The sequence below is a fragment of the Opitutus sp. GAS368 genome (assembly GCF_900104925.1).
Taxonomy (GTDB): domain Bacteria; phylum Verrucomicrobiota; class Verrucomicrobiia; order Opitutales; family Opitutaceae; genus Lacunisphaera.
The window spans coordinates 244,367-268,955 of sequence record NZ_LT629735.1 but is presented as its reverse complement, the minus strand read 5'-3'; the positions used below and the strand labels follow the sequence as shown (position 1 = coordinate 268,955).

At 65.8% G+C, this 24,589-nt stretch carries 21 protein-coding genes and 1 tRNA gene; 9 read left to right on the top strand and 13 right to left on the bottom strand.

The features are described 5' to 3' along the window. Positions 1–2: 2 nt before the first annotated feature. Positions 3–6,011: an excinuclease ABC subunit UvrA gene (locus BLU29_RS01150; RefSeq protein ID WP_231962284.1), complete on the bottom strand. Its 6,009-nt coding sequence runs from the start codon at positions 6,009–6,011 to the stop codon at positions 3–5. Positions 6,012–6,427: 416 nt separating this feature from the next. Here BLU29_RS01150 and BLU29_RS01145 point away from each other — a divergent pair, with 416 nt between their 5' ends. Next, complete coding sequence (locus BLU29_RS01145; protein WP_231962229.1) at positions 6,428–7,429, top strand: DDE-type integrase/transposase/recombinase; 1,002 nt, start codon at positions 6,428–6,430, stop codon at positions 7,427–7,429. Positions 7,430–7,556: 127 nt separating this feature from the next. Here the strand turns inward: BLU29_RS01145 and BLU29_RS01140 are convergent, their stop codons facing one another. After that, positions 7,557–8,642 (bottom strand): glycosyltransferase, encoded by a 1,086-nt coding sequence (locus BLU29_RS01140; protein WP_091054748.1) that lies wholly within the window; start codon positions 8,640–8,642, stop codon positions 7,557–7,559. 43 nt (positions 8,643–8,685) lie between these two features. Between BLU29_RS01140 and BLU29_RS01135 the strand changes: the two genes are divergently transcribed. Both BLU29_RS01135 and lpdA read left to right on the top strand, forming a co-directional pair. Next, entirely contained in the window at positions 8,686–9,090 is a 405-nt protein-coding gene (locus BLU29_RS01135) for a phage holin family protein (protein ID WP_091054747.1), read from the top strand. 227 nt (positions 9,091–9,317) lie between these two features. Beyond that, entirely contained in the window at positions 9,318–10,712 is a 1,395-nt protein-coding gene (gene lpdA / locus BLU29_RS01130; RefSeq protein WP_091054746.1) for a dihydrolipoyl dehydrogenase, read from the top strand. Between the two features lie 60 nt (positions 10,713–10,772). On the opposite strand, the gene BLU29_RS01125 is transcribed toward lpdA, so the two are convergent. From BLU29_RS01125 to BLU29_RS01105, 4 genes are all read right to left on the bottom strand, one after another. Further along, a complete protein-coding gene (locus BLU29_RS01125) occupies positions 10,773–12,080 on the bottom strand; it encodes an MFS transporter (protein ID WP_091054745.1) in 1,308 nt (435 codons plus the stop codon). 307 nt (positions 12,081–12,387) lie between these two features. Beyond that, complete coding sequence (locus BLU29_RS01115) at positions 12,388–12,717, bottom strand: MerR family transcriptional regulator (protein WP_091054743.1); 330 nt, start codon at positions 12,715–12,717, stop codon at positions 12,388–12,390. Beyond that, the gene (locus BLU29_RS01110) at positions 12,714–13,658 is read right to left on the bottom strand and encodes a DnaJ C-terminal domain-containing protein (protein ID WP_091054742.1); all 945 of its coding nucleotides are present in this window, start codon (positions 13,656–13,658) and stop codon (positions 12,714–12,716) included. The genes BLU29_RS01115 and BLU29_RS01110 overlap by 4 nt, the downstream gene beginning before the upstream one ends. Positions 13,659–13,688: 30 nt before the next feature. Continuing rightward, positions 13,689–14,435 (bottom strand): hypothetical protein, encoded by a 747-nt coding sequence (locus tag BLU29_RS01105; RefSeq protein WP_157693541.1) that lies wholly within the window; start codon positions 14,433–14,435, stop codon positions 13,689–13,691. A 162-nt stretch (positions 14,436–14,597) separates the two neighbouring features. Here BLU29_RS01105 and BLU29_RS01100 point away from each other — a divergent pair, with 162 nt between their 5' ends. Both BLU29_RS01100 and BLU29_RS01095 read left to right on the top strand, forming a co-directional pair. Further along, a complete protein-coding gene (locus BLU29_RS01100) occupies positions 14,598–15,788 on the top strand; it encodes an acetate/propionate family kinase (protein ID WP_091054740.1) in 1,191 nt (396 codons plus the stop codon). Next, a complete protein-coding gene (locus BLU29_RS01095) occupies positions 15,785–18,112 on the top strand; it encodes a phosphoketolase family protein (RefSeq protein WP_091054739.1) in 2,328 nt (775 codons plus the stop codon). The genes BLU29_RS01100 and BLU29_RS01095 overlap by 4 nt, the downstream gene beginning before the upstream one ends. A 140-nt stretch (positions 18,113–18,252) precedes the next feature. Here the strand turns inward: BLU29_RS01095 and BLU29_RS01090 are convergent. The 5 genes from BLU29_RS01090 to cutA form a co-directional block, all read right to left on the bottom strand. Next, positions 18,253–18,327: transfer RNA gene (locus tag BLU29_RS01090), tRNA-Arg, on the bottom strand. 143 nt (positions 18,328–18,470) lie between these two features. After that, positions 18,471–19,703, bottom strand: a complete 1,233-nt coding sequence (locus BLU29_RS01085) for a pyrophosphate--fructose-6-phosphate 1-phosphotransferase (protein ID WP_091054738.1) — start codon at positions 19,701–19,703, stop codon at positions 18,471–18,473. Between the two features lie 172 nt (positions 19,704–19,875). Next, on the bottom strand, positions 19,876–20,502 hold the full coding sequence (locus BLU29_RS01080) for a DedA family protein (RefSeq protein WP_197677743.1): 627 nt from the start codon (positions 20,500–20,502) through the stop codon (positions 19,876–19,878). Between the two features lie 52 nt (positions 20,503–20,554). Then, the gene (locus tag BLU29_RS01075; RefSeq protein WP_091054737.1) at positions 20,555–20,710 is read right to left on the bottom strand and encodes a small basic protein; all 156 of its coding nucleotides are present in this window, start codon (positions 20,708–20,710) and stop codon (positions 20,555–20,557) included. 14 nt (positions 20,711–20,724) lie between these two features. After that, positions 20,725–21,063: a divalent-cation tolerance protein CutA gene (gene cutA / locus BLU29_RS01070; protein ID WP_091054736.1), complete on the bottom strand. Its 339-nt coding sequence runs from the start codon at positions 21,061–21,063 to the stop codon at positions 20,725–20,727. A 131-nt stretch (positions 21,064–21,194) separates the two neighbouring features. Between cutA and BLU29_RS01065 the strand changes: the two genes are divergently transcribed. The 3 genes from BLU29_RS01065 (at position 21,195) to thrB (ending at position 22,905) form a co-directional block, all read left to right on the top strand. Beyond that, positions 21,195–21,395, top strand: a complete 201-nt coding sequence (locus tag BLU29_RS01065; RefSeq protein ID WP_091054735.1) for a DNA-directed RNA polymerase subunit omega — start codon at positions 21,195–21,197, stop codon at positions 21,393–21,395. A 116-nt stretch (positions 21,396–21,511) separates the two neighbouring features. Further along, positions 21,512–21,985 (top strand): SsrA-binding protein SmpB, encoded by a 474-nt coding sequence (smpB, locus tag BLU29_RS01060; RefSeq protein ID WP_091054734.1) that lies wholly within the window; start codon positions 21,512–21,514, stop codon positions 21,983–21,985. Next, entirely contained in the window at positions 21,982–22,905 is a 924-nt protein-coding gene (gene thrB / locus BLU29_RS01055; protein WP_091054733.1) for a homoserine kinase, read from the top strand. Before smpB ends, thrB begins: the two co-directional genes overlap by 4 nt. Here the strand turns inward: thrB and BLU29_RS01050 are convergent. After that, positions 22,879–23,346 carry a response regulator gene (locus BLU29_RS01050; protein WP_091054732.1) on the bottom strand — a complete coding sequence of 156 codons (468 nt, stop codon included), beginning with the start codon at positions 23,344–23,346 and terminating at the stop codon, positions 22,879–22,881. The genes thrB and BLU29_RS01050 overlap by 27 nt on opposite strands. Before the next feature lie 91 nt (positions 23,347–23,437). Between BLU29_RS01050 and BLU29_RS01045 the strand changes: the two genes are divergently transcribed. Beyond that, positions 23,438–23,920, top strand: coding sequence for a tRNA (cytidine(34)-2'-O)-methyltransferase (locus BLU29_RS01045; protein WP_091054731.1), 483 nt, complete (start codon positions 23,438–23,440; stop codon positions 23,918–23,920). 42 nt (positions 23,921–23,962) lie between these two features. Here BLU29_RS01045 and BLU29_RS01040 read toward each other — a convergent pair whose 3' ends face one another. After that, positions 23,963–24,583 (bottom strand): DUF4919 domain-containing protein, encoded by a 621-nt coding sequence (locus BLU29_RS01040; protein ID WP_091054730.1) that lies wholly within the window; start codon positions 24,581–24,583, stop codon positions 23,963–23,965. Positions 24,584–24,589: the final 6 nt, after the last annotated feature.

Genomic DNA, 24,589 nt, shown 5'->3' with positions numbered 1-24,589 from the left:
CGCTACGTTTTCAGTTTGGCGCGCAGATACGGAGCCGTTGGGCTTTTCCGCACCCTGAGCAGGCCGGCCAGCGGACCCTGATACATGATTTCGCCGCCGGTAGGGCCGCCGTTGGGCCCGAGTTCGACGATATAATCGGCCTCCGCGAGCAGGTCGAGGTGGTGTTCGATGACGACCACGGTGTGGCCCTGGTCCACGAGACTGTGCAGCACCCGGATGAGTTTCTCGCAGTCGCTCAGGTGCAGACCGATCGTCGGCTCCTCGAGCAGGTAGAGGTTCCGGACGGCGATGTTGTGCGAGCGCTCCTTGTAGGTGGCCAGGCCCTTGGTGAGTTCCGTGACAAGCTTGAGGCGCTGGGCCTCGCCGCCGGAGAGCGACGGGCTGCTCTGGCCGAGCGTCAGGTAACCGAGGCCGCAATCGACCATCAGTTTGCAGACCTGCGAGAGCTGCGAGTGGAAGTCGAAAAACACCGCGGCCTCGTCGAAGGAGAGCTTCAACACCTCCCCGATGGTCTTGCCCTTCCACGCGATGTCGGCGAGTTCCGGGCCGAAGCGCGAGCCGCCGCAGGCGTCGCAGGGCAGGTAGGAGTCGGGCATGAATGCCATCTCGAGCTTGATGCGGCCGGCCCCGGAGCAGGTCTCGCAGCGGCCGCCGGCGACATTGAACGAGAACCGGCTGGCGCTGTAGCCGCGCATCTTGGCCTCGGGCAGCGAGGCGAAGAACTGCCGGATGAGGTCGAAGATGCCGAGGTAGGTGGCCGGCGTGGAGCGCGGCGTCTTGCCAATGGGCGACTGGTCCACCTCGACGACGGTGCGGAAGTGGTTCGCGCCGGTGAGGGTGAGGAAAGGCTCTGCACTGGAGCGCGGGCGACCCCGCCCGCGAACGTCCGCTCGCGGCGGGGTCGCCGCGTCTCCATCAGATTCAAATCCGGCCAAGCGCACGAAATCCCGGCCGGTGAGCCTGGTTTTTTTCTTTTTGATGGCGCACGAGACGGCCGGGTGCAGCAGGTCGCGGAAAAGGGTGGACTTGCCGGCGCCGCTCGGGCCGCAAACCAGCGTCAGCCGGCCGAGGGGCAGGCGCAGGGTGAGGTCCTGCAGGTTGCGGTAACGGGCGCCGCTCAGTTCGAGCCAGTCGGTTTTTTGTAGGGGCGTCCCTTGTGGACGCCCGCGGGCGCCGTCAAGCGGCGCCCCTACATCGCGGTATTCGCCGCGCAGCGGATGCGGAATGCCCCTGGCCAGGAAGAGACCGGTCAACGAGGCGGCGTTCTGCTTGATGCCGGCGGGGCTTTCGTTGGCGAGCACCGTGCCGCCGTGGATGCCGGCGCCGGGACCGAGATCGATGATGCGATCGGCGCGTTCCATGACGACGTCGTCGTGCTCGACGACGAGCACCGTGTTGCCCTTGTCGCGGAGCGAGAGGAGCGTATCGATCAACCGGTCGTTGTCGCGGGCGTGCAGGCCGATGGACGGCTCGTCGAGGACATAGAGGACGCCGGAAAGATTGGAGCCGAGCTGGGCGGCGAGCCGGATGCGCTGGGCCTCGCCACCGGACAGGGTTTCGGTGGAGCGGTCGAGTTGCAGGTAGTCGAGGCCAACCTGGCCGAGGAAGCGCAGGCGTTCCTCGATCTGTGGGACGATGTCCTGGGTGATGAGCTTGCCGCGCGCCTCGAGCTGGAGGTTGCGGAGAGTCGCGAGCAGGTCGTCGGGCGTGAGCTTGGTCAGCTCGGGCAGGGAGATGGAGGTTGCACGGTAGGGCGAATCCTCCGGATGAGCCGCAGCTCGTCGGGGACGACTCGCCCTACCTTTTAGGGGCAACCGCACGGCGCGGGCGATGCGGTTGAGGCGTTCGCCGTGGCAGGTGGGGCAGGCTTTGCCGTGCGAGGAGACGTCGTCGGGATCAAACGTGCGCAGGGCGTCGGCGACCTCGTCGGAGCGCTCATCATCCTCGTCGGGCGTCAGCATCCAGTCGTAGATGCGGCCGTGGCCGCGGCAGGTCGGGCACCAACCCTTCGGCGAATTGAAGGAGAAATGCTTCGGGTCGAGCTCGGGGAAGGACTCGCCGCTGAGGATGTCGGTGCGGGTCGACGAGAACCAGGACAGGATTTCTCCGGCCGGAGTTAAAAGAAAGCAGGAGCCCTTGCCGAGACGAAGCGCTGTTTTCAGCGCTTCGTCGGCTTTAAGCTTTAAGCTTTTTGCTGTAAGCTGTGCGGCTTTGCCGCGCTTCAGGTCGGCAACCACGACCTCGACATCGTGTTCCTTGTAGCGGTCGAGTTTCTGGAAGGTATCGACGCGGAGCAGCCGGCCGTCAGCGCGCATGAGCTCGTAGCCCTGTTTCCCGATCCACTTGGCGATGGGCTCGTGGTGGCCCTTGCGGCCGCGGATCAGCGGGGCGCAGAGGTAGAGGTGCCTGGCCTTTTTCGCCTTGGGCGTGGCGAGGATCTTGTCGAGCAGCAGGCGCAGCTGGCCGGGCGAGAGGGGCGTGACGGCCCGGCCGGTCTCGGGATGGTGCTGGATGCCGAGGCGGGCGTAGAGCAGGCGGAGGTATTGGGCGACCTCGGTGATGGTCGCGACGGTGGACTTGCGCGAGCCACGGGTGACGCGCTGCTCGATGGCGACGGTCGGCGGAATGCCGCTGAGCCGGTCGATGTCGGGGCGCGGCAGCTGTTCGACAAACTGCCGGGCGTAAGGCGACATGGACTCCATGAAGCGGCGCTGGCCCTCGGCAAAGATGATGTCGAAGGCGAGGGTGGACTTGCCCGAGCCCGACACGCCGGTGACAACCGAGAGCTGCCGGTGCGGGATGGAGACGGAGATGTTCTTGAGGTTGTTCTCGCGGGCGCCGAGCACGGTCAGCTCGCCGGGGTTCATCGCGATGGCTGCCTGATAGGGCGCGGCATCCTCGGCGGCGGCGAGCATCGGCTCGGTCGCAGCCAGCGCGTGACGAAGGAAAGGCGACGTGGCGGTGTCGGTGCGGACGATTTCCTCCGGCGGGCCCTCGGCGATGATGCGGCCGCCCTGCGCGCCGGCGTCGGGGCCGACCTCGAGGATCCAGTCGGCGGACTTGAGGACGTCGAGGTTGTGCTCGATGAGGACAATGCTGTGGCCGCGGTCCACGATGCGCTGCAGCACGGCCAGCAGGCGCTTCACGTCGTGGCGATGCAGACCGGTGGTGGGCTCGTCGAGCAAGAGCAGGGCGCCTTGCGCGATGGTCGTTGCTTCGTCGGTGAAGTCACTGAGATAGCGGACCAGCTTCAGGCGCTGGGACTCGCCACCGGAAAGGGTGTTGAGCGGCTGGCCGAGCGGCAGGTAACCGAGGCCGACCTCGTCGAGCGCGGCGAGCCGGCGGTGGATCTCGGGATGATCGGCAAAGATGGCGAGCGAATCGCCGACGGTTGTGGCGAGGAGGTCGGCGACGGAGTGGCCGTTCCAGGTGATGGCGCGCACCTCGGGTTTGAAGCGCTTGCCCTCGCAGATGGGGCAGGGGACGAAGACGTCGGAGAGGAACTGCATCTCCACGCGCTCGCTGCCAAGGCCCTGGCAGTTGTCGCAGCGGCCGTCGCCGCTGTTGAAGGAGAAGCTGGAGGCGTTGAAGCCGGCCTCCTGCGCGGCGGGCACGGTCGCGTAGAGCTCGCGGATGAGTTCCCAAGCCTCGCAGTAGAGTGCAGGGTTGGAGCGCGGCGTGCGGCTGAGCGGCGACTGGTCGACCAGCACGACCTCGGAGAAGGTCAGGTCGGACTTCACCGCCTCGATCTCGGCCGGATCCTCGGTCATCAGACTGCGCTGCGTGAGCAAGCCCTGGCAGATGACATTGTCGAGGAGCGTGGACTTGCCCGAGCCAGACACGCCGGAGAGGCAGACCAGGCGCTGCAGTGGCAGGCGGAAGGAAAGATTGCGGACGTTGTGCTTGGAAGCGTTCTTAAACGAAAGCCACTTGGCGACTGGTTTTATGGAGGCGGGACTATCAGTCCCGCGAGGCATGGGGTCCGCTGTTGGCAACCCGCGGGACTGGTAGTCCCGCCTCCAGTCGACCGGGCGGCGTTGCGCCGGGGCGTCGATCCGCTGGCGGCCCGAAAAGTAGGCGCCGGTGATGCTCGTGGGCGAGGCCAGCATGCCGCCGACCGTGCCTTGGAACACGATGTGGCCGCCGCGGGCGCCGGGCTCGGGGCCGACCTCGATCACATGGTCGGCGGCGCGGATCATCGCCTCGTCGTGCTCGACGACGACGACCGTGTTGCCGGTGTCAGTGAGCGTGCGGATGATGCCGAGCAGCCGGTCGATGTCGCGCGGGTGCAGGCCGACGGACGGCTCGTCGAGGACGAAGAGCGTGTCGACGAGCGAGGTGCCAAGGCAGGAGGTGAGGTTGACGCGCTGGACCTCGCCGCCGGAAAGCGTGCGCGAAGTGCGGTCGAGCGTCAGGTAACCGAGGCCGACCTGGGCGAGGTAGCGCAGGCGGGTGACGATGGAGTCGTGGGCAATCGAGGCACTGTGTGCCTCGTGGCCGGAGGCGCGGCTGGCGAGCGTGGTGTCGCTCGAGACCGCGGCCAGCAGTTCGCTGATGGGCAGTTGATAGAGTTCGGGGAGCGTGCGGCCGCGCCATTTCCAGCAGAGCGCGTCGGGCTGGAGGCGGGCGCCGTGGCAGTCGGGACAGGGATTGTAGGCCCGGTAACGCGAGAGGAAGACCCGCACGTGCATCTTGTAGGTCGTCTTCTCCAGGTAGCGGAAGAAGCCCTTGAGCCCATACCAGTATTTCGGCCAGTGGTTGGTCTCGCCGTCGTAACCCGGCGAGCCGTCGAGCACGAAGGTCTTCTGGGCCGGCGTGAGCGCGGCGAAGGGGACATTGACCGGCAGGCCCACCTTCTTGGCGAACTGCATCAGGTCCTTCTTGGACTCACCGTAGATCTCGCCCTCCCACGGCCGGATGGCGCCCTCGGCGATGGACAGCGAGTGGTCGGGGATGGCGAGGCGGTAGTCGATGTCGATGACGCGGCCGAAGCCCCGGCATTTCGGACAGGCGCCGAGCGGGGAGTTGAAGGAGAACAGTCCCGGCGACGCGGCGCGGAAGGTGCGGCCGGTCTTCGGCGAGTGCAGGCCGCGAGAGTAGTGGCCGGCTTCGAGAAACTTATGATTTACGATTTCAGATTTATGATTGGCGAACAGGAACACCTCGCCCTTGCCGAAATGAAGGGCGGATTCGCAGGCTTCCAGAAAACGGGATTTGTTTTCAGCGGAGATCAGCAGACGGTCCTGAATGACGAACAGGTGCGAGACGTTCTTGAGCGCGGAGTCGGGCTTTGCGGCCAACAAGTCGTCGAGCTTGTGCAGCACCGTTTCTTCACTGGAGGTTGGAGGTTGGAGCCTGGATGTTCGGCGTTGCGCCGCCGGCGTGAGCACGCGCGTGTAGCCCTGGCCCTTGATGCTGGTGAGCACTTCCGTCCACTTCAGGTTGTCGGGCTTGGCGATGCGGAAACAGAGCAGGAGAGTTGCGGCTCCCCGTTGCTGGCTGCTGCCAGCCCGGGATTTGTCCGGGCCGTCGCCCGGCAAAGGATGTCCCGAGCTTTCGCTCGGGAATGCGGCGTGGGTCTTCGCCCAGATCGTCTGCGGGTTGTCGTCCTCGACCTTCTCGCCGGTGGCGGGATCGTAGCAGTCGGCGACGTGGCTGAACCAGACCTTCGCGAAATCGGTCAGCTCGGTCATGGTGCCGACGGTGGAGCGCGAGGTCTTGACCGTGTTGGACTGCTCGATGGCGATGGACGGCCGGATGTTCTCGATCGAGTCGACCTTGGGCTTGTCGAGCAGGTCGAGGAACTGCCGGGTATAGGCGCTGAAGGTCTCGACGTAGCGCCGCTGGCCCTCGGCGTGGAGCGTGTCGAACACCAGCGAGGACTTGCCCGCGCCGCTCAGGCCGGTGACGACAACAAATTTGCCCAGCGGCAGGTCGAGGTCGAAGCCCTTGAGATTGTTCTGGCGGACGCCGCGCAGGCGAATGGACTCGGGGGCGGAGGTGGTCGGCACGGGAGGCATCACTGAATGGTGACGAATGGGCGGAATGCAAACCGGCACGCGCCCCGGATCAAGCCTGCTGACATAATGCTGTCAGGAGGGGTAAAGTTGGAGGGCCCGCGTCCGGCTCGGTGACAGACATCGAGGACACTTTGAAGGACAGACATCGGTGACACTCTCGGGGCACTATGCCCTGGAAGACATCGGTCACGGAACAAGCACGGCGTCGGTTTATCGATGAGTGGATCAAGCGGCCGGGTTCCGGCCGCAGTATCACATCATTGTGTCGGTTGCATGGTATCAGCCGGAGTTGCGGATACCGTTGGTGGGAACGGTTTCGGGCCGGGGGAGGCCGGGCGCTCACCGAGCGCGCCCGGACGCCCCAGGCGGCCGTCCGGCTGCGCGAGCGCTGGGAGGCACGTTTGCGCGTGGCCCGCCTGCAGGAGCGGAGCTTCGGGCCGAAGAAGCTGTGGTGGAAGCTGCACCGCGAGTATCCCCGCTCGCAGTTGCCGTGCGTGCGCACGCTGTCGCGTTGGCTGCAGACGCACGGCCTGGTGCGCCGGCAAACCCGGCGCGCCAGACCGGGACCGATCCTGCGCCTGCGCGGACGCCTGGCGGGGCGTTGTGCGAACGATGTCTGGTCGCTCGACTTCAAGGGCCAGTTCCGCACCGCCGACGGCCGGAAGGTTCATGCCCTCACCGTGCGCGATGTGGCGAGTCGCTATGTGCTGTGTGTGCAGCATGTGTCCAAGCCCGGCGAAGCGGAGGTCGCTCGGGTGATGCGCAGGTTGTTCCGCCGTTACGGCCTGCCCAAGGCCCTCCGCACGGACAATGGGGCCCCGTTTGGCGCCGGGGGCCCGCGCGGCTGGACCCGCCTGAGCGCGGGTTGGGTCAAACTGGGCATCCGGATGGAGTATGGCCGTCCCCGCTGCCCGCAGGATAACGCGGCGCACGAGCAGATGCATGGCGTGCTGAAGCGGTTCGCCGCCACCCCGGTTTCAGCCCACCCGCCGGCCCAGCAGCGCCGCTTCGGGCGCTGGCGCCACCATTACAACCAGCTCCGCCCCCATGAGGCACGCGGACTGCGCACGCCGGCGGAACTCTACCGCGCCAGCCGGCGCGTTCTGCCGGCCACTGTCCCTCGCTGGACCTATCCGAAAACCTGGCTGCGCGTGCGCCTCGACGCCAAGGGGCGCTACCGCTGGCGCAAACGCCAGCGGCTCATCGGCAAGGCCTTCATCGCGGAGGAACTCGGCGCCCGCCTGGTCCGCCCTGATGTCCTCGCCGTCTATTTCGGACCCCATCTGCTCGGCCACCTCCACGCCCACGATCCGGCCGGACTCCGGCACGCCCGTTGGCGTCAACCCCTGCAATCCAAAGCGGGAGGGGCGCAGCCCCTCCCGCGCCCACCCCGATCGATCAAGATCTGATCCGATCTAACTGTCTCCGATGTCTGTCACCTCAACTGTCCTCGATGTCTGTCACTCCGCCTCCCTGCGGGCCGTTGGAACGCCATAACCAATCCCGGCCCGCAGGGACGCGGGCCCTCCACCGGGTTCACCCCTTCGTCAGCTCGCGGAACAGGTTCAGGTGCGCCTGCATCTGGCGTTCGGGCACAAAATTGGCCTGGGCGTGGTCGCGGCTGTGCTGAGCGAAGCGCCGGCGTTCCGCGGGCTGGCGGATGAGCCGGTCGAGCGCCGCGATGAAGCCGGCCTGGTCGTGGTTGGCGATGAGGCAGCCGGACTTGTCGGGCACGAAGCATTCGCCGACCCCCACGATGTCGTAAGCCACGGCGGGGAGGCCGTGCAGCTGGGCCTCGATGAGGAAATTCGAGAGCGACTCGCTCTGGGAGGCGAGCACGGCGAGGTCGGAGGCGAGGTAAAGCTGGGTGGGGTCGGACTGGTAGCCGAGGAACTTGACCCGCGCGCCGAGGCCGAGGTCGTGGGCGAGGCGCTCGCACTTCTTCCGCGCCGGGCCGTCGCCCGCCAGCCAGAGCTGCCAGTCCAGGTAACCCGGGAGCTTGGCGCAGAGTTCGATGAGCTCGCGCTGGTTTTTCTCCGGGCGGAACATGGCGACGTTGAGCAGCACCACGGTCGTGGGGTTGGCGCCGTGGTAACGCCGCAGGGCGTTGTTGCGCGGCGCGGTCTCGTCGGTGAAGCGGAGCAGGGAATTGTGGATGACCGTGACCTTGGGCGACGGGATGTCGTGGTCGTCGGTCAGCACGCGCTTGGCGACATGGCTGTTGGCGATGATGTGCCGGCAGAGCTTCAGCGACCGGACGAAGAGCCAGGGCAGCAGCTTGCCCGTGCGCATGGTGCAGATGACCGCGGCCCGCGGCAAGCGGCCCTGGATGAAGCCCGCGTAACAGTTCGCCATGCGGCCCATGCAAAGCACGAGGTCGGGGGCGGCTTCCTCGGCGGCCTTGAGCAGGCCGGGGGCGAACCAGTCGAGGCGTGTGTCGAAAGGCTGCAGCGAGCGGAAGGCGAAGGGCTGCTGCTCGCCGTCGAGTTCCAGCACGCCGCGCGGCCGGAAGGTGAGGAGGGTGACCTCGTGCCCGGCCTTGGCAAAGGCCGTGGCCATGAGGATGGATTGGCGCTCGGTGCCGCCGCTGCGGAGGTAGTCCTGGACGATGAGAATTTTCATTGCTCCGCGGGAGCCCGCGGCAAAGGTTGCAGTCCATCATTCAATGAACCATCCGTTCGTCAATCTGCTGGTGCGGTGGCTGGTGCTGGCCCTCGGGGTCGCACTCAGCACCAAGATCGTGCCCGGCATCAGCTACGACACCGGCAGCACGCTGCTGGTCGTGGTGCTGCTGCTCAGCTTCCTCAACGTGGCGGTGAAACCCGTGCTGATGCTGTTCGCGCTGCCCTTCATCGTCCTGACCCTGGGTATCGGCATATGGCTGATCAACGCCCTGCTGTTTTATTTCGTGGGCCGGCTGGTGGACGGGTTTCATGTGGCCGGCTTCGGGTCGGCCATGCTGGGGGCGCTGATCGTCAGCCTGACCAGCCTCATCATGAACCGGCTGCTCACCCCGCCGAAGGTCCCGGCCGGCCGGCCGGCGAAGCGGGACGATGTGATCGATATCTGAGGCGCCCAAACCAAGCGGGATTAGCCGCAAAAAGGCGCAAAAGGACCTGGCGCTTCGAACCTGTGGTCAGCGCGCCTATAGGCGCACGGAAGAACGCCGCTTCGGTTATTATTCTTTGGGCCTTTTTGCGGCAATGATGCCTTGGGGATTGGGCATCCCAGTCCTCCCAGTTTCAATTTGACGAAGTCACGGCTGGGAGCGACTTTCGCCGCTCACAAACTCCCCCTATGGCAGACGACATCTACGACTTGGTGATCATCGGCGGCGGCCCCGCCGGCTACGTCGGCGCAATCCGCGCCGGGCAGCTCGGCAAGAAGGTGGCCGTGATCGAAATGGAGCGCGCCGGCGGCACCTGCCTCAACTGGGGCTGCATCCCGACCAAGGCCCTGCTCAAGAGCGCCGAGCTCTACCGCACCATCCAGAAGGCCGACAGCTACGGCCTGAGCGTCACCGGCGCGTCGTTCGATTTCGCCAAGGTGGTCGAGCGCTCGCGCGGCGTCGCGGCGACGATGGCCAAGGGCGTCGAGTTCCTCTTCAAGAAGAACAAGGTCGACTACTTCGTCGGCAAGGGCTCCGTCGCCGTGCCGGGCATGGTCGAGATCACCGAGGGCGAGCATAAGGGCAAATTTCTCCGCACGAAAAACATTCTCCTCTGCACCGGCCAGAAGCCGCGCCCGCTGCCGGGCCTGCCGGTCGACGGCACGCGCGTGATGACCTCCCGCGAGGCGCTCGCCGCCAAGGTGGCGCCGAAAACCATGGCCATCATCGGCGCCGGCGCCATCGGCGTGGAGTTCGCCTATTTCTTCAACGCCTTCGGCACGAAGGTCACCCTGATCGAGATGCTGCCCAACATCCTTCCCATCGAGGACGAGGAGATCAGCAAGGTGCTCGAGCGCAGCTTCGCCAAGCAGGGCATCGCGGTCCACACCGGCACCAAGAGCGAGAACATCCGCGTCGGCGCCAAGAGCGTGAAGCTCGACCTCGTGAAGGACGGCGCCAAGATCGAGCTTGAGGTCGACACCGTGCTCGTCGCCATCGGCATCACCTCCGCGCTCGACGGCCTGACGTCGGCCAAGGTGAAGCTCGAGCTCGACCGCGGTTTCGTGAAGGTCGACAACAATTACCAGACCAGCACGCCCGGCATCTACGCCGCCGGCGACATCCAGGGCCCGCCGTGGCTCGCGCACGTCGCCTCGTTCCGCGCCGTCCAGGCGGTCGAGGGCATGTTCGGCGTCACCAAGCCGAAGCAGGTCGGCATCTTCCCGGGCTGCACCTATTGCCAGCCACAGGTCGCCAGCACGGGCCTGACGGAGAAGCAGGCCAAGGAAAAGAAACTCGACTACAAGGTCGGCAAGTTCCCGTTCACCGCGGTCGGCAAGGCCGTGGCGGCGGGCGACACCGAGGGTTTCGTCAAGGTCATCGCCGACGCCAAGACCGGCGAGATCTATGGCGTGCACATCATCGGCAACGAGGCCACCGAACTCATTGCCGAGTATGGCCTGGCGATGAACCTCGAGGCCACGGTCGACGAGATCCATCACTCGATCCACGCCCACCCGACGCTGTCCGAAGCCCTCGGCGAGGCCGCCCTGGCCACGATGGGCCAGGCGATTCATATCTGAGCCGTCCGCTCAGCTCCACTCCGAAGGCCGGCGATTCCGCCGGCCTTTTTTCCGGCCGGTTTACGCCTCCTTCCGCCGGCCCATCAGGAGCAGGCCGCTGGCACCGGCGATGCCGAGCACCACCAGCGGCAGCAATGCCAGCGGATAGCTGCCGGTGGATGACTTGATCGCCCCGATCAGGTAGATCGCGCCAAAAGTGGCCACATGCGCCAGGGTGTTGATCGCCGCGATGCCGGTGGGCGCGGTTTCGGTCGACATCCAGTCGGCCGCCAGGGCCCAAAACGGCCCTTTGATGGCATACGTGCCGATGAGGGCGAGACAGAGGATCACGACGGTGGCTGGCAGTGAATTGGTCACGAGAGTCAGGCTCAGGCTGATCGCACAAAGCAGCAACGGAAGCGCCGTGCTCAGGAGGCGCTCGCCGGTCCTGTCCGAGTGTCGCCCCCACACGATCATGGCCACGAGACCCAGGCCGAAAGGCACCGCGTTGAGCAGTCCTGTCTGCGCATTGGTCAGGCCGAACGACTGGATGATTTGCGGCTGCCACAGGGAGAGTGAATTGCTGGCCGCGGACGCCGCCGCATAGCCGAGGGAGAGCAGGAGCACGCGTCCGTCCAGCAGGACCTTCCACAGCGGAACCCGTTGGATTGAGACCTTCTTCTCCGCGGCGAGACGACCGGCCAGCCACCGGACCTGGTCGGGTCGGAGCCAGCGGGCGGAGGCGGGACTGTCGGGCAGGAGGAAGAACGCCATCGCACCCAGCAGCACGATCGGCAGCGCCTCCAGCAGGAACATCCACTGCCAGCCATGCAGGCCCCCGCGGCCCTCGAGGCCGAGCAGGGCCGCGGACAGCGGCGAGCCCAGGAAGCTCGAAAGCGGGATGGCGACCATGAAGGCCGCGATGATCCGGGCCCGGTAGGCCCGCGGAAACCAGTAGGTGAGGTAGAGCACCGCTCCCGGAAAGAAGCCGGCCTCGACGGCGCCGAGCAGAAAGCGCACGGCATAAAACGAGTTGGCTCCCTCCACCAGCGCCATCGCGAGGCTGGTCAGGCTGAGGGCGACGATCATGAGGCCCAGCCACAGCCGGGCGCCCACCCGGACCATCGCCAGGTTGCCGGGAATTCCGCAGAGCGTGTAGGAGACGAAAAACAGGCTGCCGCCGAAGCCGAACGCGGCCGGAGCAAGCCCGACATCCTGGTTCATCTGCAGGGCGGCGAGTCCCGCATTGGTGCGGCTGATGAAGGCAAAGAAATAACAGACAATCAGGAAGGGAACGATCCGGATGGAAATCTGCCGGATGGTGGCCGCTTCCAATGCGGTCACGCCTTCGGGTTGACCGTCCGGGTTGGCGGCGGGAGCTGGCTTCATGGGGTGGTGGCAGCCGCCAACAGGGCGACGGGGTGCCGCCATTAAGCCCCACGAAGATGAACCCGACATTAACGGGGCCTGAATGTACATTCAGTCAGGCCGGCTGGCAGTGCCGGTGCATTGGAATTTATCCTCTGAGCGGACCCTGTTTCGTGGCAGCCCTTGCGGCCTGCCGCACCTGATTGTTTTCGGCCTCGCTGGCGCCCTCGTCGACCAACTGGGCGCTCGTGTTGCGGCCCTCGGCAACCTCGTCCTCGTTCGGGGTCTCAACCGGAACCTAAAGGTCTAACCCGGTCGGGGATTGTGCTCAGGGGCCGCGCAGGAAACGAACTTCGGTCTGAAGGCGTTCGACCTCCCGCGACAGGGCGCAGAACAGCGGCAACGCCTGCAGGGTAACCCCGTGGTGCCGGCGGTAGTGCTCGATGCGACGCACCTCGTAGAGCGCGTTGTCGTCGAAGGTCGGTTCACTCCCGGCCCTTTGGGCGCCGAGCAGTCCGAGGCGGCAGTAGTGCTGCAGGATCTCCGGATGCACGCCGGTGAGATCGGCGGCCGCAGCGAGTGAATGGAGCGCGGGTGTGCCGGCCGGCCGGCACGCCAGGGTCAAAGTGGGGTTAACGTAGAAAATGAAATTCGTCATAATGGTTTCCGGGGGTTGAAAGGGGAGGTTGCGGCCAGCTTTTCCCAGAGGGCGCGTTCCTCGGCGGAGACAGTGGCCGGCACCTGCAGCCGCACCGTGGCGAAGAGCTCGCCCCGGCTGCCATTCTCCCGGGGCAGACCCTGGCCACGCACGCGCAGTTGGGTGCCCGCGGTGGTGCCGGGCGAGACCCGGAGTGTGAGGGTGCCACCAAGTGAGGGAATGGCGGCCTTCACCCCAAGCACTGCCTCCCAGGGCGCCAGGTCGAGGTCGCAATGGAGATCATCGTCCTGCACCCGAAGATCGGGATGCCGGGCAAAGCGCACCCGCAGATAGAGGTCGCCCGCCGGGGCACCGCCGGAACCCGGGCCGCCTTGGGCGGCCAGGTGGATACGCTGGCCCTCGCGCATGCCAGGCGGGATCCGCACCTGGTAGGTGTTCGTCCTTTCGGCCCCGCCGTCCATGGCCGGCCGGCGTAGTGTCACCTGGCGTGACGAGCCGCGCAGCGCCTCCTCCAGCGTGACGAGCAGATCGGCCTCGATGTCGCGGCCGGGGTGGACAAACCCGTCGGCGGGCGCGGGTCCGCGGGCGGAACCAAAGCCCCCCGGCCGGCCGCTGAAGAACGATTCAAAAAAATCACTGAAGCCGGTGCCGCCGAATTCGAAATCCGGTTCGTCGCCGGGAGGATGCGCCCGGCCAGGCGAGCCGCCGCCCGCCGCCCACTCCGGACCCAGTTCGTCATAGCGCTTCCGTTTCTCCGGGTCGCCCAGCACCTCGTAGGCTTCGTTGATCTCCTTGAACTTCGCCTCACCGGCGACCTTGTTCTGGGCGACATCCGGGTGATGGATCCGTGCCAGCTTTCGGAAAGCCAGTTTGATCTCCTCCGCCGGGGCAGTCCGGTCCACGCCGAGGATGGCGTAATAGTCCTGGAATTTGACGGCCATAAGGTGCGGTGACCGTGGTCCGGTCCGGAACTAAACCTGCGGGGCGTGCGCGTAGAATTCCCGGGCTTTCCCGAGCAGCTGGCTTTCGTTCAGGTGGTGGTCGTCCACGACTTGCGCGCCGATGATGCGTCCGGCCAGCGCCGGGTGGTGGACTTTCGCCCACGCGATGAACTGGTCCATTTCACTGGCGTTGCCCTTGCCATGGCCGAAGACGAGAACGGGGCCGGCGGCGGCCAGCGCCTGCGCCACGGGTTCGAAGAAGGTGGTGGGATCGGGCTTTTCCTGGCCGCGGGTGAAATCCTTTGAGTTGGGCGTGTGGTTGAGATGGGCGGGCTGGTGCGGCCGGATCCGTTTCGGGTGGGCTCCGTCCATTTCCGTGCGGAAAATGCGGGCTTCATGGTGATCAATGACAAGCAGCCAGTGCGCTCCATCCGGCACCGGGGCGACCGGTGTGGCGACTGCCGACCGCTCGAGAAAGTGTCGCAGCGCCATGAGCTCCTCAGTGGCGCCGACATCCTTGCTGCGGGGCGGGTGGAGGACGAGGACCCGCCCGTGGCGCGTCACTTTGAGGTTGCCGTTGGTTTCCTCCTCGACTTGTCCGATATGGCGGAAAAGGGCGAGGACGTCGTGCCATTGCAGGTTTTGCGCGGCCGGGTGCCGGAAAATCGCCTCATAGGTGCGCAGGTGCGAACCGGTGAGGAGGACGGGCGAGGACATGAGCTGGGGCGACGGTTGGACGGGGATGCGGTCTGCATCCAAGGAGGAGAGTGATGTCATGTTGGGGCAGGATGCGGACTATAGTCCGCACAAACTATGGGGTGTAACCCGCTTGGGTCCGTTCGTCTGTTGTCTTCCCGCCGCCGGGGCTGCAATCTGAGCTATGATCACCCAGGGCAGGCCGGAACCGCTGTGGCGCGAATCTGTCACGAAAATTGAACCATGAAACGGGACGCGCCGCGCATCCTGACGCTCAACGGCGGCTCCTCGAGCATCCGGTTCGCGATCTACAGGGCGGGAAAAACGCCCGAGTGTGCGCTGAGGGGCAGGCTCGACCGCATCGGCTCAAGCCGCCCGAGCCTGGTTGCGACCGATTCCGCGGGTGGAGAGCAGGTTCGTCGCCTGTCCGGCCGGCGCGCGCCGGAGGAGTTCCTGCTGGATTGGCTGGAGGCCCAGCCGGTCTTTGCGTCGGTGCAGACGGTGGGGCATCGGGTGGTGCACGGATTGCGACACTTCGAGCCCGAACGGGTCACCCCGCGGTTGCTCGCAGGACTGAAGCGCCTCACGCCCTATGATCCCGAGCATCTGCCGCGGGAGATCGGCTTGATGGAGACCTTTCGGCGGCGCCATCCCCGTTTGATACAGGTGGCCTGCTTCGACACGGCATTTCATCGCGGCATGCCGCGGGTGGCGCGGATGCTGGCGATCCCGCGGCGCTATGCCGCGCAGGGAGTCGAACGTTACGGCTTCCACGGCTTATCCTATGCCTATTTGCGGGAGGAACTCGCCCGGCTCGATCCCGCCGCGGCCCGGGGCCGCGTGATCCTCGCGCACCTCGGCAACGGTGCCAGCCTGACGGCGATGCGCGGGGGCCAAAGCATCGACACCAGCATGGGCTTCACACCCGCAGCGGGATTGATGATGGGCACCCGGTCGGGCGACCTCGATCCCGGTTTGTTTTCTTTCCTGGTCCGAAGCGAACGGATGGCGCCTCCGCAATTTGACCGGATGGTGAACCATGAGTCCGGCTTGCTCGGCGTCTCCGGCACCAGTGGCGATATGCGCGACCTGCTCGCGCGGGAGACCCGCGACGCGCGGGCCGCGGACGCCGTGGCGCTTTTCTGTTATCAGGCCAGGAAATGGATCGGCGCCTATGCCGCCGCGCTGGGCGGGCTGGACACGCTCGTTTTCGCCGGGGGTATCGGCGAGAACGCCCCGGTGATCCGGCAGCGGATCTGCGCCGGGCTTGGCTTTCTCGGGATCACGCTGCACCGGGGACACAACGCGGAGAATGCCCCGCTGATCTCGGCCGCGGCGGGGCGCGTCAAGGTGCGGGTCATTCGCACCGACGAGGAGCTCATGATCGCGCGGTCGGTCGGTCGGCTCCTGCACCTCGGTCGAATCAAACCATGAAGGCCAACCCACTGTCGCCGGAACTGCTGCGCAAAATCGACGCCTATTGGCGGGCGGCGAACTACCTCTCGGTCGGGCAGATTTATCTCTGTGGCAATCCGTTGCTGCGGCGCCCGCTTGCGCTGACGGACGTGAAGCACATGCTGCTGGGCCACTGGGGCACGACCCCGGGGCAGAATTTCATCTACGCGCATCTGAACCGGGTCATCCGGGAATACGACCTGGACATGATCTATGTCTCCGGCCCGGGCCACGGCGGGCCGGCTGTGGTCGCCAACACTTACCTGGAGGGCACCTACAGCGAGATCTACCCGGACATCAGCCAGGACGAGACCGGCCTGCAGAAGCTTTTCCTGCAATTTTCGTTTCCGGGAGGAATACCCAGTCATGCGTCGCCGGAAACACCCGGCTCGATCCACGAGGGCGGCGAGCTGGGTTACTCGCTGAGCCATTCGTTCGGAGCGGTGTTCGATAACCCCGCCCTGATCGTGGCCTGCGTGGTCGGTGACGGTGAAGCGGAGACGGGACCGCTGGCCACGGCGTGGCACTCCAACAAATTCCTCAATCCGGTGGCCGACGGCGCCGTCCTGCCGATCCTGCACCTCAACGGTTACAAGATCGCCAACCCGACCCTGCTGGCCCGCATCACGCGGGAGGAGTTGGAGCAGCTGTTCCGCGGTTATGGATGGACGCCCTGGTTTGTTGAGTATCACGCCGAGCCCGCCACGATGCACGCGGCGATGGCCGCGGCGCTGGATACCGCGGTGACCGCGATCCGGCAGATCCAGCACGAGGCCCGCGTCCTCGGCAACCGCACGCGCCCGCGCTGGCCGATGATCGTGTTGGATTCGCCCAAGGGCTGGACCGGACCGAAGGCGGTCGACGGCGTGCAGATCGAGGGCACTTTTCACTCGCACCAGGTGCCGCTGTCATCACCCGCGGCCCATCCCGCACACCTGCCGCTGCTGGAAGACTGGCTGCGGAGCTACCGGCCGGAGGAACTGTTCGATGTTTCCGGCCGGCTGAAGGCGGAGCTGGCCGCGTTGGCACCCCAGGGCGACCGGCGCATGGGCGCCAACCCACACGCCAACGGCGGCCGTTTGCTGCACGATTTGCATCTGCCGGACTTCCGCGCTTATGCGGTCGACGTGCCGGCGCCGGGCATCCGCGGCATCGGCGACACGCATGTGCTCGGGCGTTTCTTGCGGGACGTCGTGAAACTCAATGACGCGCAGCGGAATTTCCGGATCTTTGGCCCGGATGAGACCGCGTCCAACGGCTTGGAAGCAGTCCTGGAGGTCACGCAACGCCAATGGAACGCCGCGACCCTGCCGAATGACGAAGGCCTCGCGCCGACCGGCCGAGTGATGGAAATGCTCAGCGAGCACCAGTGCGAGGGTTGGCTGGAGGGTTATCTGCTGACCGGCCGGCACGGTCTCTTCAATTGTTACGAGGCGTTCATTCACATCGTCGACTCGATGTTCAACCAGCACGCCAAGTGGCTGAAGGTCACGTCGCGTTTGCCCTGGCGACGGCCGATCGCCTCGCTGAACTACCTGCTGGCCTCGCACGTCTGGCGCCAGGACCACAACGGTCTCACCCATCAGGACCCCGGATTTCTCGATGTCGTGGTGAACAAGAAGGCCGAGGTCGTGCGGGTTTACCTGCCGCCGGACGCGAATTGCGTGCTCTCGGTGATGGACCACTGCCTGCGCAGCCGCCATTATGTCAACGTGGTGATCGCGGGCAAGCATCCGGCGCCGCAGTGGCTGTCGATGGAGACGGCCGCGCGGCATTGCGCCGACGGCATTGGCATCTGGTCGTGGGCCGGCAACGAGGGGGAAGCGGCGCCCGATGTCGTCATGGCCTGCTGCGGTGACGTGCCCACGCTCGAGACGCTGGCTGCGGTCTCGATCCTGCGCGAGCATCTGCCGGACCTGAAAGTCCGCGTGGTGAACGTGGTGGATCTCATGCGGCTGCAGCCGCAGAGCGAGCACCCGCACGGCTTGAGCGACCGGGACTTCGACGAGCTGTTCACCACGGACAAGCCGGTCATCTTCGCCTTTCACGCCTACCCGTGGCTGATCCACCGGCTGACCTATCGCCGCACCAACCACCGCAACCTGCATGTCCGCGGCTACAAGGAGGAGGGCACCATCACCACGCCGTTCGACATGACAGTGTTAAACGACTTGGACCGCTTTCACCTCGTGATGGACGCCATCGACCGCCTCCCGCGGACGGGTGAGGCTGGTCTGGCTTTGAAGCGTCGGCTCAAGGCTAAGCTGGCCGAGCACCACGACTATATCCGCCAGCACGGCTAGGACCTACCGGAAATCCAGAACTGGCAATGGCCGGGTAGGAAAGCCTGACCAACCGCGAAAGGCCGTTCTTCGCAGAGCCTACGGACGACAGTCTTCGCTTCAGCTGGCTAGCCGAGCCGTAGCTCCAAAGGAGCGAAGGCTGGTGCGAGCGCTGGGAATCGAACCCAGATCAATAGCTTCGGAGGCTACTACACTATCCATTGTGCTACGCTCGCAGGTAACCGAGCGGGTAGCTTTCCCGGGCGGCGCGGCTTTTCAAGTGCAGAGTTGTAGCGGCGGTCTATGACCGCCGGGCTCGACCAACGGCGCTCACAGAGCGCCGCTGCGGGAAAAGCGCGCCCGGAGGTCGCCCTCCACCTCAGTGCGCCACGTGGACCGTGGCCGTCATCGGCTGGCCGATCTCCTTGAGCAGGTCCTTGAACCACGGTTGGGTCGTGTCGAAGGCCTTGCCGCCCTTGATGCGGGGAAATTCGATGGCCCGCAGCTCGTTGCCGCGTTCCTCATCGTGGCCGATCAGGCCGGTGATGCCCGCCTTCGCGCACTCGACGGCCTTGAGGACGCAGGTGTCGATGAGCTTGAAGTCCTCGTCGTTGGCCGGGGCGGAGCGGGCGAAATAGCCGCTCTTCTGCACGAGGGTCTTCTCGGCGCCGATGAGCTTGGCGAATTGCTCGGCGAACCACTTGCCCGGGTTGATGGTGTCGAGGCGGACGTGGCCGAAGGCGTCGCGGTCGATCGCGACCCCGCGGGCGGTCATCTCGGCGATGATGCTGTCGAGGCCCGCGCCCTCGCTGACAAACAGATTGATGTTGCCCTGCCTGTCCATGAGGGCGCGGAGGCGCTTGGCCTCGGCCTCCACGTCGAGGGCGAGCTCGGGGATATAGATGGCGTGGACGCCGTAGCGCTCCTTGGCGAGGCCGATGCCCGGGACCCACGGTTTCGAGGCCAGGCTGGCCTGGTAGGCGCGGGCGGTGGCGGCGGTGAGCCAGCCGCAATTGCGGCCCATGACCTCGTGGACGATGAGCATGCGCGCGCTGGCGCCGAGTTCGGTGACGACGTTGGAGAAGAAGCGCGCGCCCTGTTCGGCGGCGGTGACGGCGCCGAGGCTCTGGCGGATGGGGATGATGTCGTTGTCGATCGTCTTGGGCAGGCCGATGACGTTGAGCTGGTAGTTGTTCTTCTGGAGATGGGCGGCGAGGTCGGCGGCCGTGGTGTTCGTGTCGTCGCCGCCGACGGTGTGGAGGATGTCGACGCCGTCCTTCGTGAGCTGCTCGGCCGCGACGTTGAGGGGCAGCTGGCCCTCCTTCACGAGGCCGCGCTTCACGGCGTCCTTGACGTTGGTGAGCTTGACGCGGCTGTTGCCGATGACGCTGCCGCCGTATTGCTTCAGCACGCCGGCCTGCGCGCGGATCTCGGGCGTGACCTTGATGCTGTCGCCGAGGAGCAGGCCCTTGTAGCCGGAGCGGTAGCAGATGATCTCCCAGTCGGGGCACTGCTTCGTGTAGTGCAGGATGAGCTGGCCGACGGCGGCGCTGAGGCAGGGGGCGTGTCCGCCCGCGGTGAGGATGGCGACTTTCTTCTTCGGGGAGCTCATGGGTGTGGAATTGAGCCGAAAATTTGCCACGGCCGGCTGGCCTGAGGCAACAGGGATTAGTGTCATGACGGCGGATCCGGAGAACCTGTGGCGGCGGTCTGTGACCGCCGGGGTGGGGGACGGCGCTCATGGAGCGCGCTACAGGAGAGTCTCGCGGCCGGCCTGGGCGGGCTTACTTTTTCCCCGCCTGCATCTGGCGGTGAACGAAGAAATAGTAGATGACGCCGAGGACGCCGAGAATGGCCGCACCCCAGAGGGTGATCGCATGCAGCTCGCCCTTCATGAGCGCCTCGTCCTGGCCGGCCTTGATGCCGAGCCAGCAGAGCACGCCGCACCAGAGGCCGGAGCCGACGATGGTCCACAGGGAGAACTTCCAGTAATCCATGCGCACGATGCCGGCCGGGATGCCGATGAGATGGCGGACGACGGGCAGGAGGCGGGAGGCGAAGATGCCGAAGTTGCCGTAGGCCGCGGACCAGCGCTCGGCCTTCCCGACCTTCTCGGCGGTCACGAGGAAAAATTTCCCATACCTCAGGATGAACGGCCGGCCGGCCCAGCGGGACACCCAATACATCGCGGTGGCGCCGAGCCAGGAGCCGAGAGCGCCGGCGAGCACGATGCCGGTCAGGCTCATGTTGCCCTTGGTGTAGGCGAGGTGTGCGGCCGGCGGGATGATCAGCTCGCTTGGCAGCGGCAGGAACGTGCTTTCGACGAACATGAGCAGCACGATCAGCGGGTAACCGCCCGTTTCGAGCGACTGCAGATACCAATCCAGAAGGGGCTTGAAGAAGTCGTGCATAAATAAAAAAGGCGGGCGTGTGGGACGCCCGCCAGGCAGAAAAATTCGCCGATTAAACGTCGGCCTTGGTCTTGCGGAGGCCCTGGACGCGGTCGCCGGCCTTCCACTGGCCGCGCTTCTTGAGCAGGGCCACGCGCTCGAAGCGCTTGAGGACATTGCGTTTCACGACGAGACCGCCGCCGGACTTGAGACTGGGATGTTGGGACATAAAAGTGGTTTGGATTAACGTGGTTTCGGGCTTTGGAAGGGTGCGGATGTAGAGTTGGCGATAGCCCATGACAAGTATTTTTCGCCCACGTTTTCGGCGCTGAGCTCAATCCATTGCGGCGTGGCGAAGGGGTGGTGGTTGTGCACCCAGCCGCTGAGCGCCGAGGCGTTGCCCGGCAGGTATTTAAACCACACCCGGAATTCTTCGGCCGACTCGAGCTTGCCCTCCCAGTGATAGTAAGAAGTGATCGGTCCGTCGACCTGGGCGCAGGCCGCGAGGTGCGTCTCGACCGCACCGCGGGCCAGCCGGTCGGCGTCGGCGCGTTTGGCGGTGGTTGTCCAAGCCACGAACATGCAGGCAGTTTCACAGGCTGGCGGCCCGCGGCAAAGCCAAAAGAAAGGCCGCGCCGGGCCCAAATTGCCCCTTGACGCTCCTTTTTTCCCTCGTAGGTCTATCCGTTCACAAAAATTTCCCGCCGCCACCCATGAGAGACGAATACATCCGCGACGCCCAGAAAGTCATCCAGGACCCGAACGTCCTGATCAACGTGGTTTCCCGCCGCGTGAAGCAGCTCCGCCGCGGCAGCCGTCCGCTCGTCGAGTCGCTCGAGAAGCTGAGCCCCGAGGACATCGCCCTGCGCGAGGTCATCGAAGGCAAGATCAGCTACGAGCTGCACACGGCCTGAGCCGGCCCAACGCGTTGGGGTCAACGCGTTCCACCTGATTTCCGCGAAGCGAGGCCCCGGCCTCGCTTCTTTTGTTTGCCGCCCCGCGCCGTCCGGCGCATCACTGCCTTCCGCCCATGGCCGCCAAGCCGTCAGACTCCGCCCGCTACACCGAGCTTCGCAATTCGAAGGCTCTGCGGGACTATTTCATCCACGACAAGTTCGAGGCGGGCATCAAGCTGGCCGGCACCGAGGTGAAGTCCATCCGCGCCGGCAAGGCGCAGATCACCGACGCCTTCGCCCGGGTCGAGAAGGGCGGGGTGTGGCTCTACGGCGCCTACATCCAGGAATACTCGCACGGCGGCCTCTCCCAGCACGCCCCGCGGCGCGTCCGCGCGCTGCTGCTCAACGCGAACGAAATCCGCAAGCTGGCGCAGGCCGTCGAGACCGGCGGCAAGACCATCGTGGCGCTGCGCATGTATTTCAAGCAGGCGCTCGTGAAGGTCGAGATCGCCACCGCGTCCGGCAAAAAGCAGTTCGACAAGCGGGCCGACGTCAAAAAACGTGAGCAGAACCTCGAGGCCCGCAAGGCCCTCAAACACCGCGCATGAGCAAGAAACTCCCGAACCGCGTCACCGTCCGCGTGCCTGGCAGCACCTCCAATTGCGGCTCGGGCTTCGACACGCTCGGGCTCGCGCTGTCCATCTACAATGACATCACGCTGACCCGCGGCGACTGGAGCGGCGCCCGGCCGCTGACCGACCGCGACACCGCCGGGCTTGGCATGGCCGACGAGGCGGCGGCGCTGTTCTTCGTGCGCGCCGGGGTGGAGGAGTTCGGCTACGAGCTCAGCATCACCGGCGACGTGCCGATGTCGCGCGGCCTCGGCTCGAGCGTGACGCTGCGCGCCGGCGTGGTCGCGGCGCTCAACGAGCTGGCCGGCGCCAAGCTGACCAAGGACGACCTGTGCAGCCTTGTGACCCAGCTGGAGGGGCATCCCGATAACGCGACGCCCGCCGTCATCGGCGGTTTCTGCGTGGCGCGCTGCGATCCACACACCGGCGAACTGCTCGGCGTGCTGCGCAAGCCGATCGGCAAGGACCTGTGCTTCGTCGTCGTCTCCCCCGACCAGGAGCTCGAGACCAAGAAGGCCCGCGGCATCCTGCCGAAGGAGCTGCCGTATTTCGACGCGATCAAGAGCGTGAACAGCGCCGTCTACGTGACGGCCGCCATCCTTTCCGGGGAATACGACCGGTTGCGCGACGCCGTGCGCGACTTTCTACACGAGCCCTACCGGCTGCCGCTGATTCCCGGCGCGAAGAACGCCATCGAGGCCGGCGTGGCCGCGGGCGCGCTGACCGGCTGGCTGAGCGGCAGCGGCTCGAGCGTGCTGTGCGTGGCCCGGCCGGCGAAGGCAGCGAAGGTCGGCCGCGCGATGGCGGCGGCCTTTGCGGCGCACAAGCTGCCCGCGACCATCCACCCGCTCCACGCCGACAACAACGGGCTACGCGTTCTTAAACGGCGCGCCTGATCCGCCCTCCTTGAAGGGCGAGCTCGAGCGGATGACCTGAGGTGGGTTCGCATCAGGCCAGTATTTCACGACCTCGGCGGCGAGCGTGGTCCACTTGAAGGGTTTTCGCACGATGGTCTTGAGCGAGGGCACGGCGGCGAGCTCGCGTTCGGTGAACGACATGTTGTAGGCCGTGATCATCACCACCGGGATCCGGGGATCGATCTTCTGCACCGCGGCGATGAACTGCAGGCCGTTGATGTCGGGCATCTGGTAGTCGGTGATGATGATGCCGACATTGAGGGCGGGCAGCGCGCGGATGGCGTCGGCCGGTTTGGTGAAACCGTGCACGGGGCGGTCGAGGTGCTCGCCGAGCAGTTGTTGGAGCAGGTCAATGTAGGAGAACTCGTCGTCCACGAGCACAACGATCTTTTCCCCTGATTTGGGCGCGGAATTAGGCATGGCTTAGGTGTGGCCGCGGCCCGTGCGGCACCTGCTTAACTAGGGGAAAACGGCTTGCCGTAAAGCGGATTAAGCCTTCCAACCATCGCAAATGCTTCACGTGGTGTTGTTTCAACCGCAGATTCCGCAAAATACCGGCAATATCGGCCGGATGTGCGCGGTAACCCGGACGCGGTTGCATCTCGTTCATCCCTTGGGATTCGAGATTAACGATCGCAACCTCAAGCGCGCGGGCATGGATTACTGGCATTCGCTCGATGTGCACCACCACGCCGACTGGGCGGCCTTCAAGGCCAGTGCGGCGGCCCCGCGCCGGCTGTGGCTGTTCACCACGCACGCGACGCGGACTTTTTGGGATGTGACCTATGTCGACGGCGACGGGCTGGTGTTCGGCAACGAGGAGGCCGGGGCGCCCGAGTGGCTGCACGGCGAGCTCGGCGATCCGCAGCGCGTCAAGATCCCGCACGCCAACGGCGAGCTGCGTTCGCTCAACCTCTCGACCGCAGCGGGTATCGCCACCTACGAGGCGTTGCGGCAGGTCGGTCTGCCGGCCGGTCCCGCGTTGGGCGGGTGAGGTTCAAGCGGTAAGGCAAAAAACGGGGCATGGCCGTTGGGGTTACTTTTTTACCGGGGCCGCGAACTGCTGGGCGAGCCACTGCGAGGGCAAATCGATGTTGAAATAGAGGGTGAGCTCGGCGTCGGACTCGGGCCGCTTGACGGTCATGAGATCGAAGGCACTGCCGTCGTGCTGATCGAGCGCCTGCTTGGTCACTTGCAGGCGGAGAACGCGCAGCACGCAATATTCCTCGTCCACGCTGATGACCCGGAAGGCCGAGGCGTAATCGCGGCCGGTGCCGCTTTGCAGGATGGAATCCACCAGACCCATCCATTCGGCCTGGAACTGATCGGCCTTGGCCTGGTCGCCGGCCTCGCGCCAGGCGCTGGCCAGGATCATCCGCAGTTCGATGTCGCACGGGAAACGCGCCAATCCCTTTTCGGCGCACGCGATGGCCTCCGCGGGTTTCTTTTGATCCAAGAGGGCATAGGCCGCCTTCCGGATATCGCGGTTCCCGGTGTCGTAGGGATTGTATTTCGCCGAGGCGGCGTGGGCCAGGCGTTGCTGCGTGGCCTGGTGGGCCCGGGCCTCCCGTTCGGGTGCCGGTGGCATGGGGTCGGCGCGAAGTGCGGGCAGAAGGAGCAGGACCGGCAGGAAGAATTGGAGGAGGGTTGGTTTCATGCCGGC

Coding starts and splice junctions, on each gene's coding strand:
- BLU29_RS01045 (WP_091054731.1), top strand. CDS start 23,438: ATGCTTCACGTGGTGTTGTTTCAACCGCAGATTCCGCAAAATACCGGC.
- BLU29_RS01040 (WP_091054730.1), bottom strand. CDS start 24,583: ATGAAACCAACCCTCCTCCAATTCTTCCTGCCGGTCCTGCTCCTTCTG.
- lpdA (WP_091054746.1), top strand. CDS start 9,318: ATGGCAGACGACATCTACGACTTGGTGATCATCGGCGGCGGCCCCGCC.
- BLU29_RS01115 (WP_091054743.1), bottom strand. CDS start 12,717: ATGACGAATTTCATTTTCTACGTTAACCCCACTTTGACCCTGGCGTGC.
- BLU29_RS01095 (WP_091054739.1), top strand. CDS start 15,785: ATGAAGGCCAACCCACTGTCGCCGGAACTGCTGCGCAAAATCGACGCC.
- BLU29_RS01105 (WP_157693541.1), bottom strand. CDS start 14,435: ATGACATCACTCTCCTCCTTGGATGCAGACCGCATCCCCGTCCAACCG.
- BLU29_RS01140 (WP_091054748.1), bottom strand. CDS start 8,642: ATGAAAATTCTCATCGTCCAGGACTACCTCCGCAGCGGCGGCACCGAG.
- BLU29_RS01085 (WP_091054738.1), bottom strand. CDS start 19,703: ATGAGCTCCCCGAAGAAGAAAGTCGCCATCCTCACCGCGGGCGGACAC.
- BLU29_RS01075 (WP_091054737.1), bottom strand. CDS start 20,710: ATGTCCCAACATCCCAGTCTCAAGTCCGGCGGCGGTCTCGTCGTGAAA.
- BLU29_RS01110 (WP_091054742.1), bottom strand. CDS start 13,658: ATGGCCGTCAAATTCCAGGACTATTACGCCATCCTCGGCGTGGACCGG.
- BLU29_RS01080 (WP_197677743.1), bottom strand. CDS start 20,502: ATGCACGACTTCTTCAAGCCCCTTCTGGATTGGTATCTGCAGTCGCTC.
- cutA (WP_091054736.1), bottom strand. CDS start 21,063: ATGTTCGTGGCTTGGACAACCACCGCCAAACGCGCCGACGCCGACCGG.
- BLU29_RS01050 (WP_091054732.1), bottom strand. CDS start 23,346: ATGCCTAATTCCGCGCCCAAATCAGGGGAAAAGATCGTTGTGCTCGTG.
- thrB (WP_091054733.1), top strand. CDS start 21,982: ATGAGCAAGAAACTCCCGAACCGCGTCACCGTCCGCGTGCCTGGCAGC.
- smpB (WP_091054734.1), top strand. CDS start 21,512: ATGGCCGCCAAGCCGTCAGACTCCGCCCGCTACACCGAGCTTCGCAAT.
- BLU29_RS01135 (WP_091054747.1), top strand. CDS start 8,686: ATGAACCATCCGTTCGTCAATCTGCTGGTGCGGTGGCTGGTGCTGGCC.
- BLU29_RS01100 (WP_091054740.1), top strand. CDS start 14,598: ATGAAACGGGACGCGCCGCGCATCCTGACGCTCAACGGCGGCTCCTCG.
- BLU29_RS01125 (WP_091054745.1), bottom strand. CDS start 12,080: ATGAAGCCAGCTCCCGCCGCCAACCCGGACGGTCAACCCGAAGGCGTG.
- BLU29_RS01065 (WP_091054735.1), top strand. CDS start 21,195: ATGAGAGACGAATACATCCGCGACGCCCAGAAAGTCATCCAGGACCCG.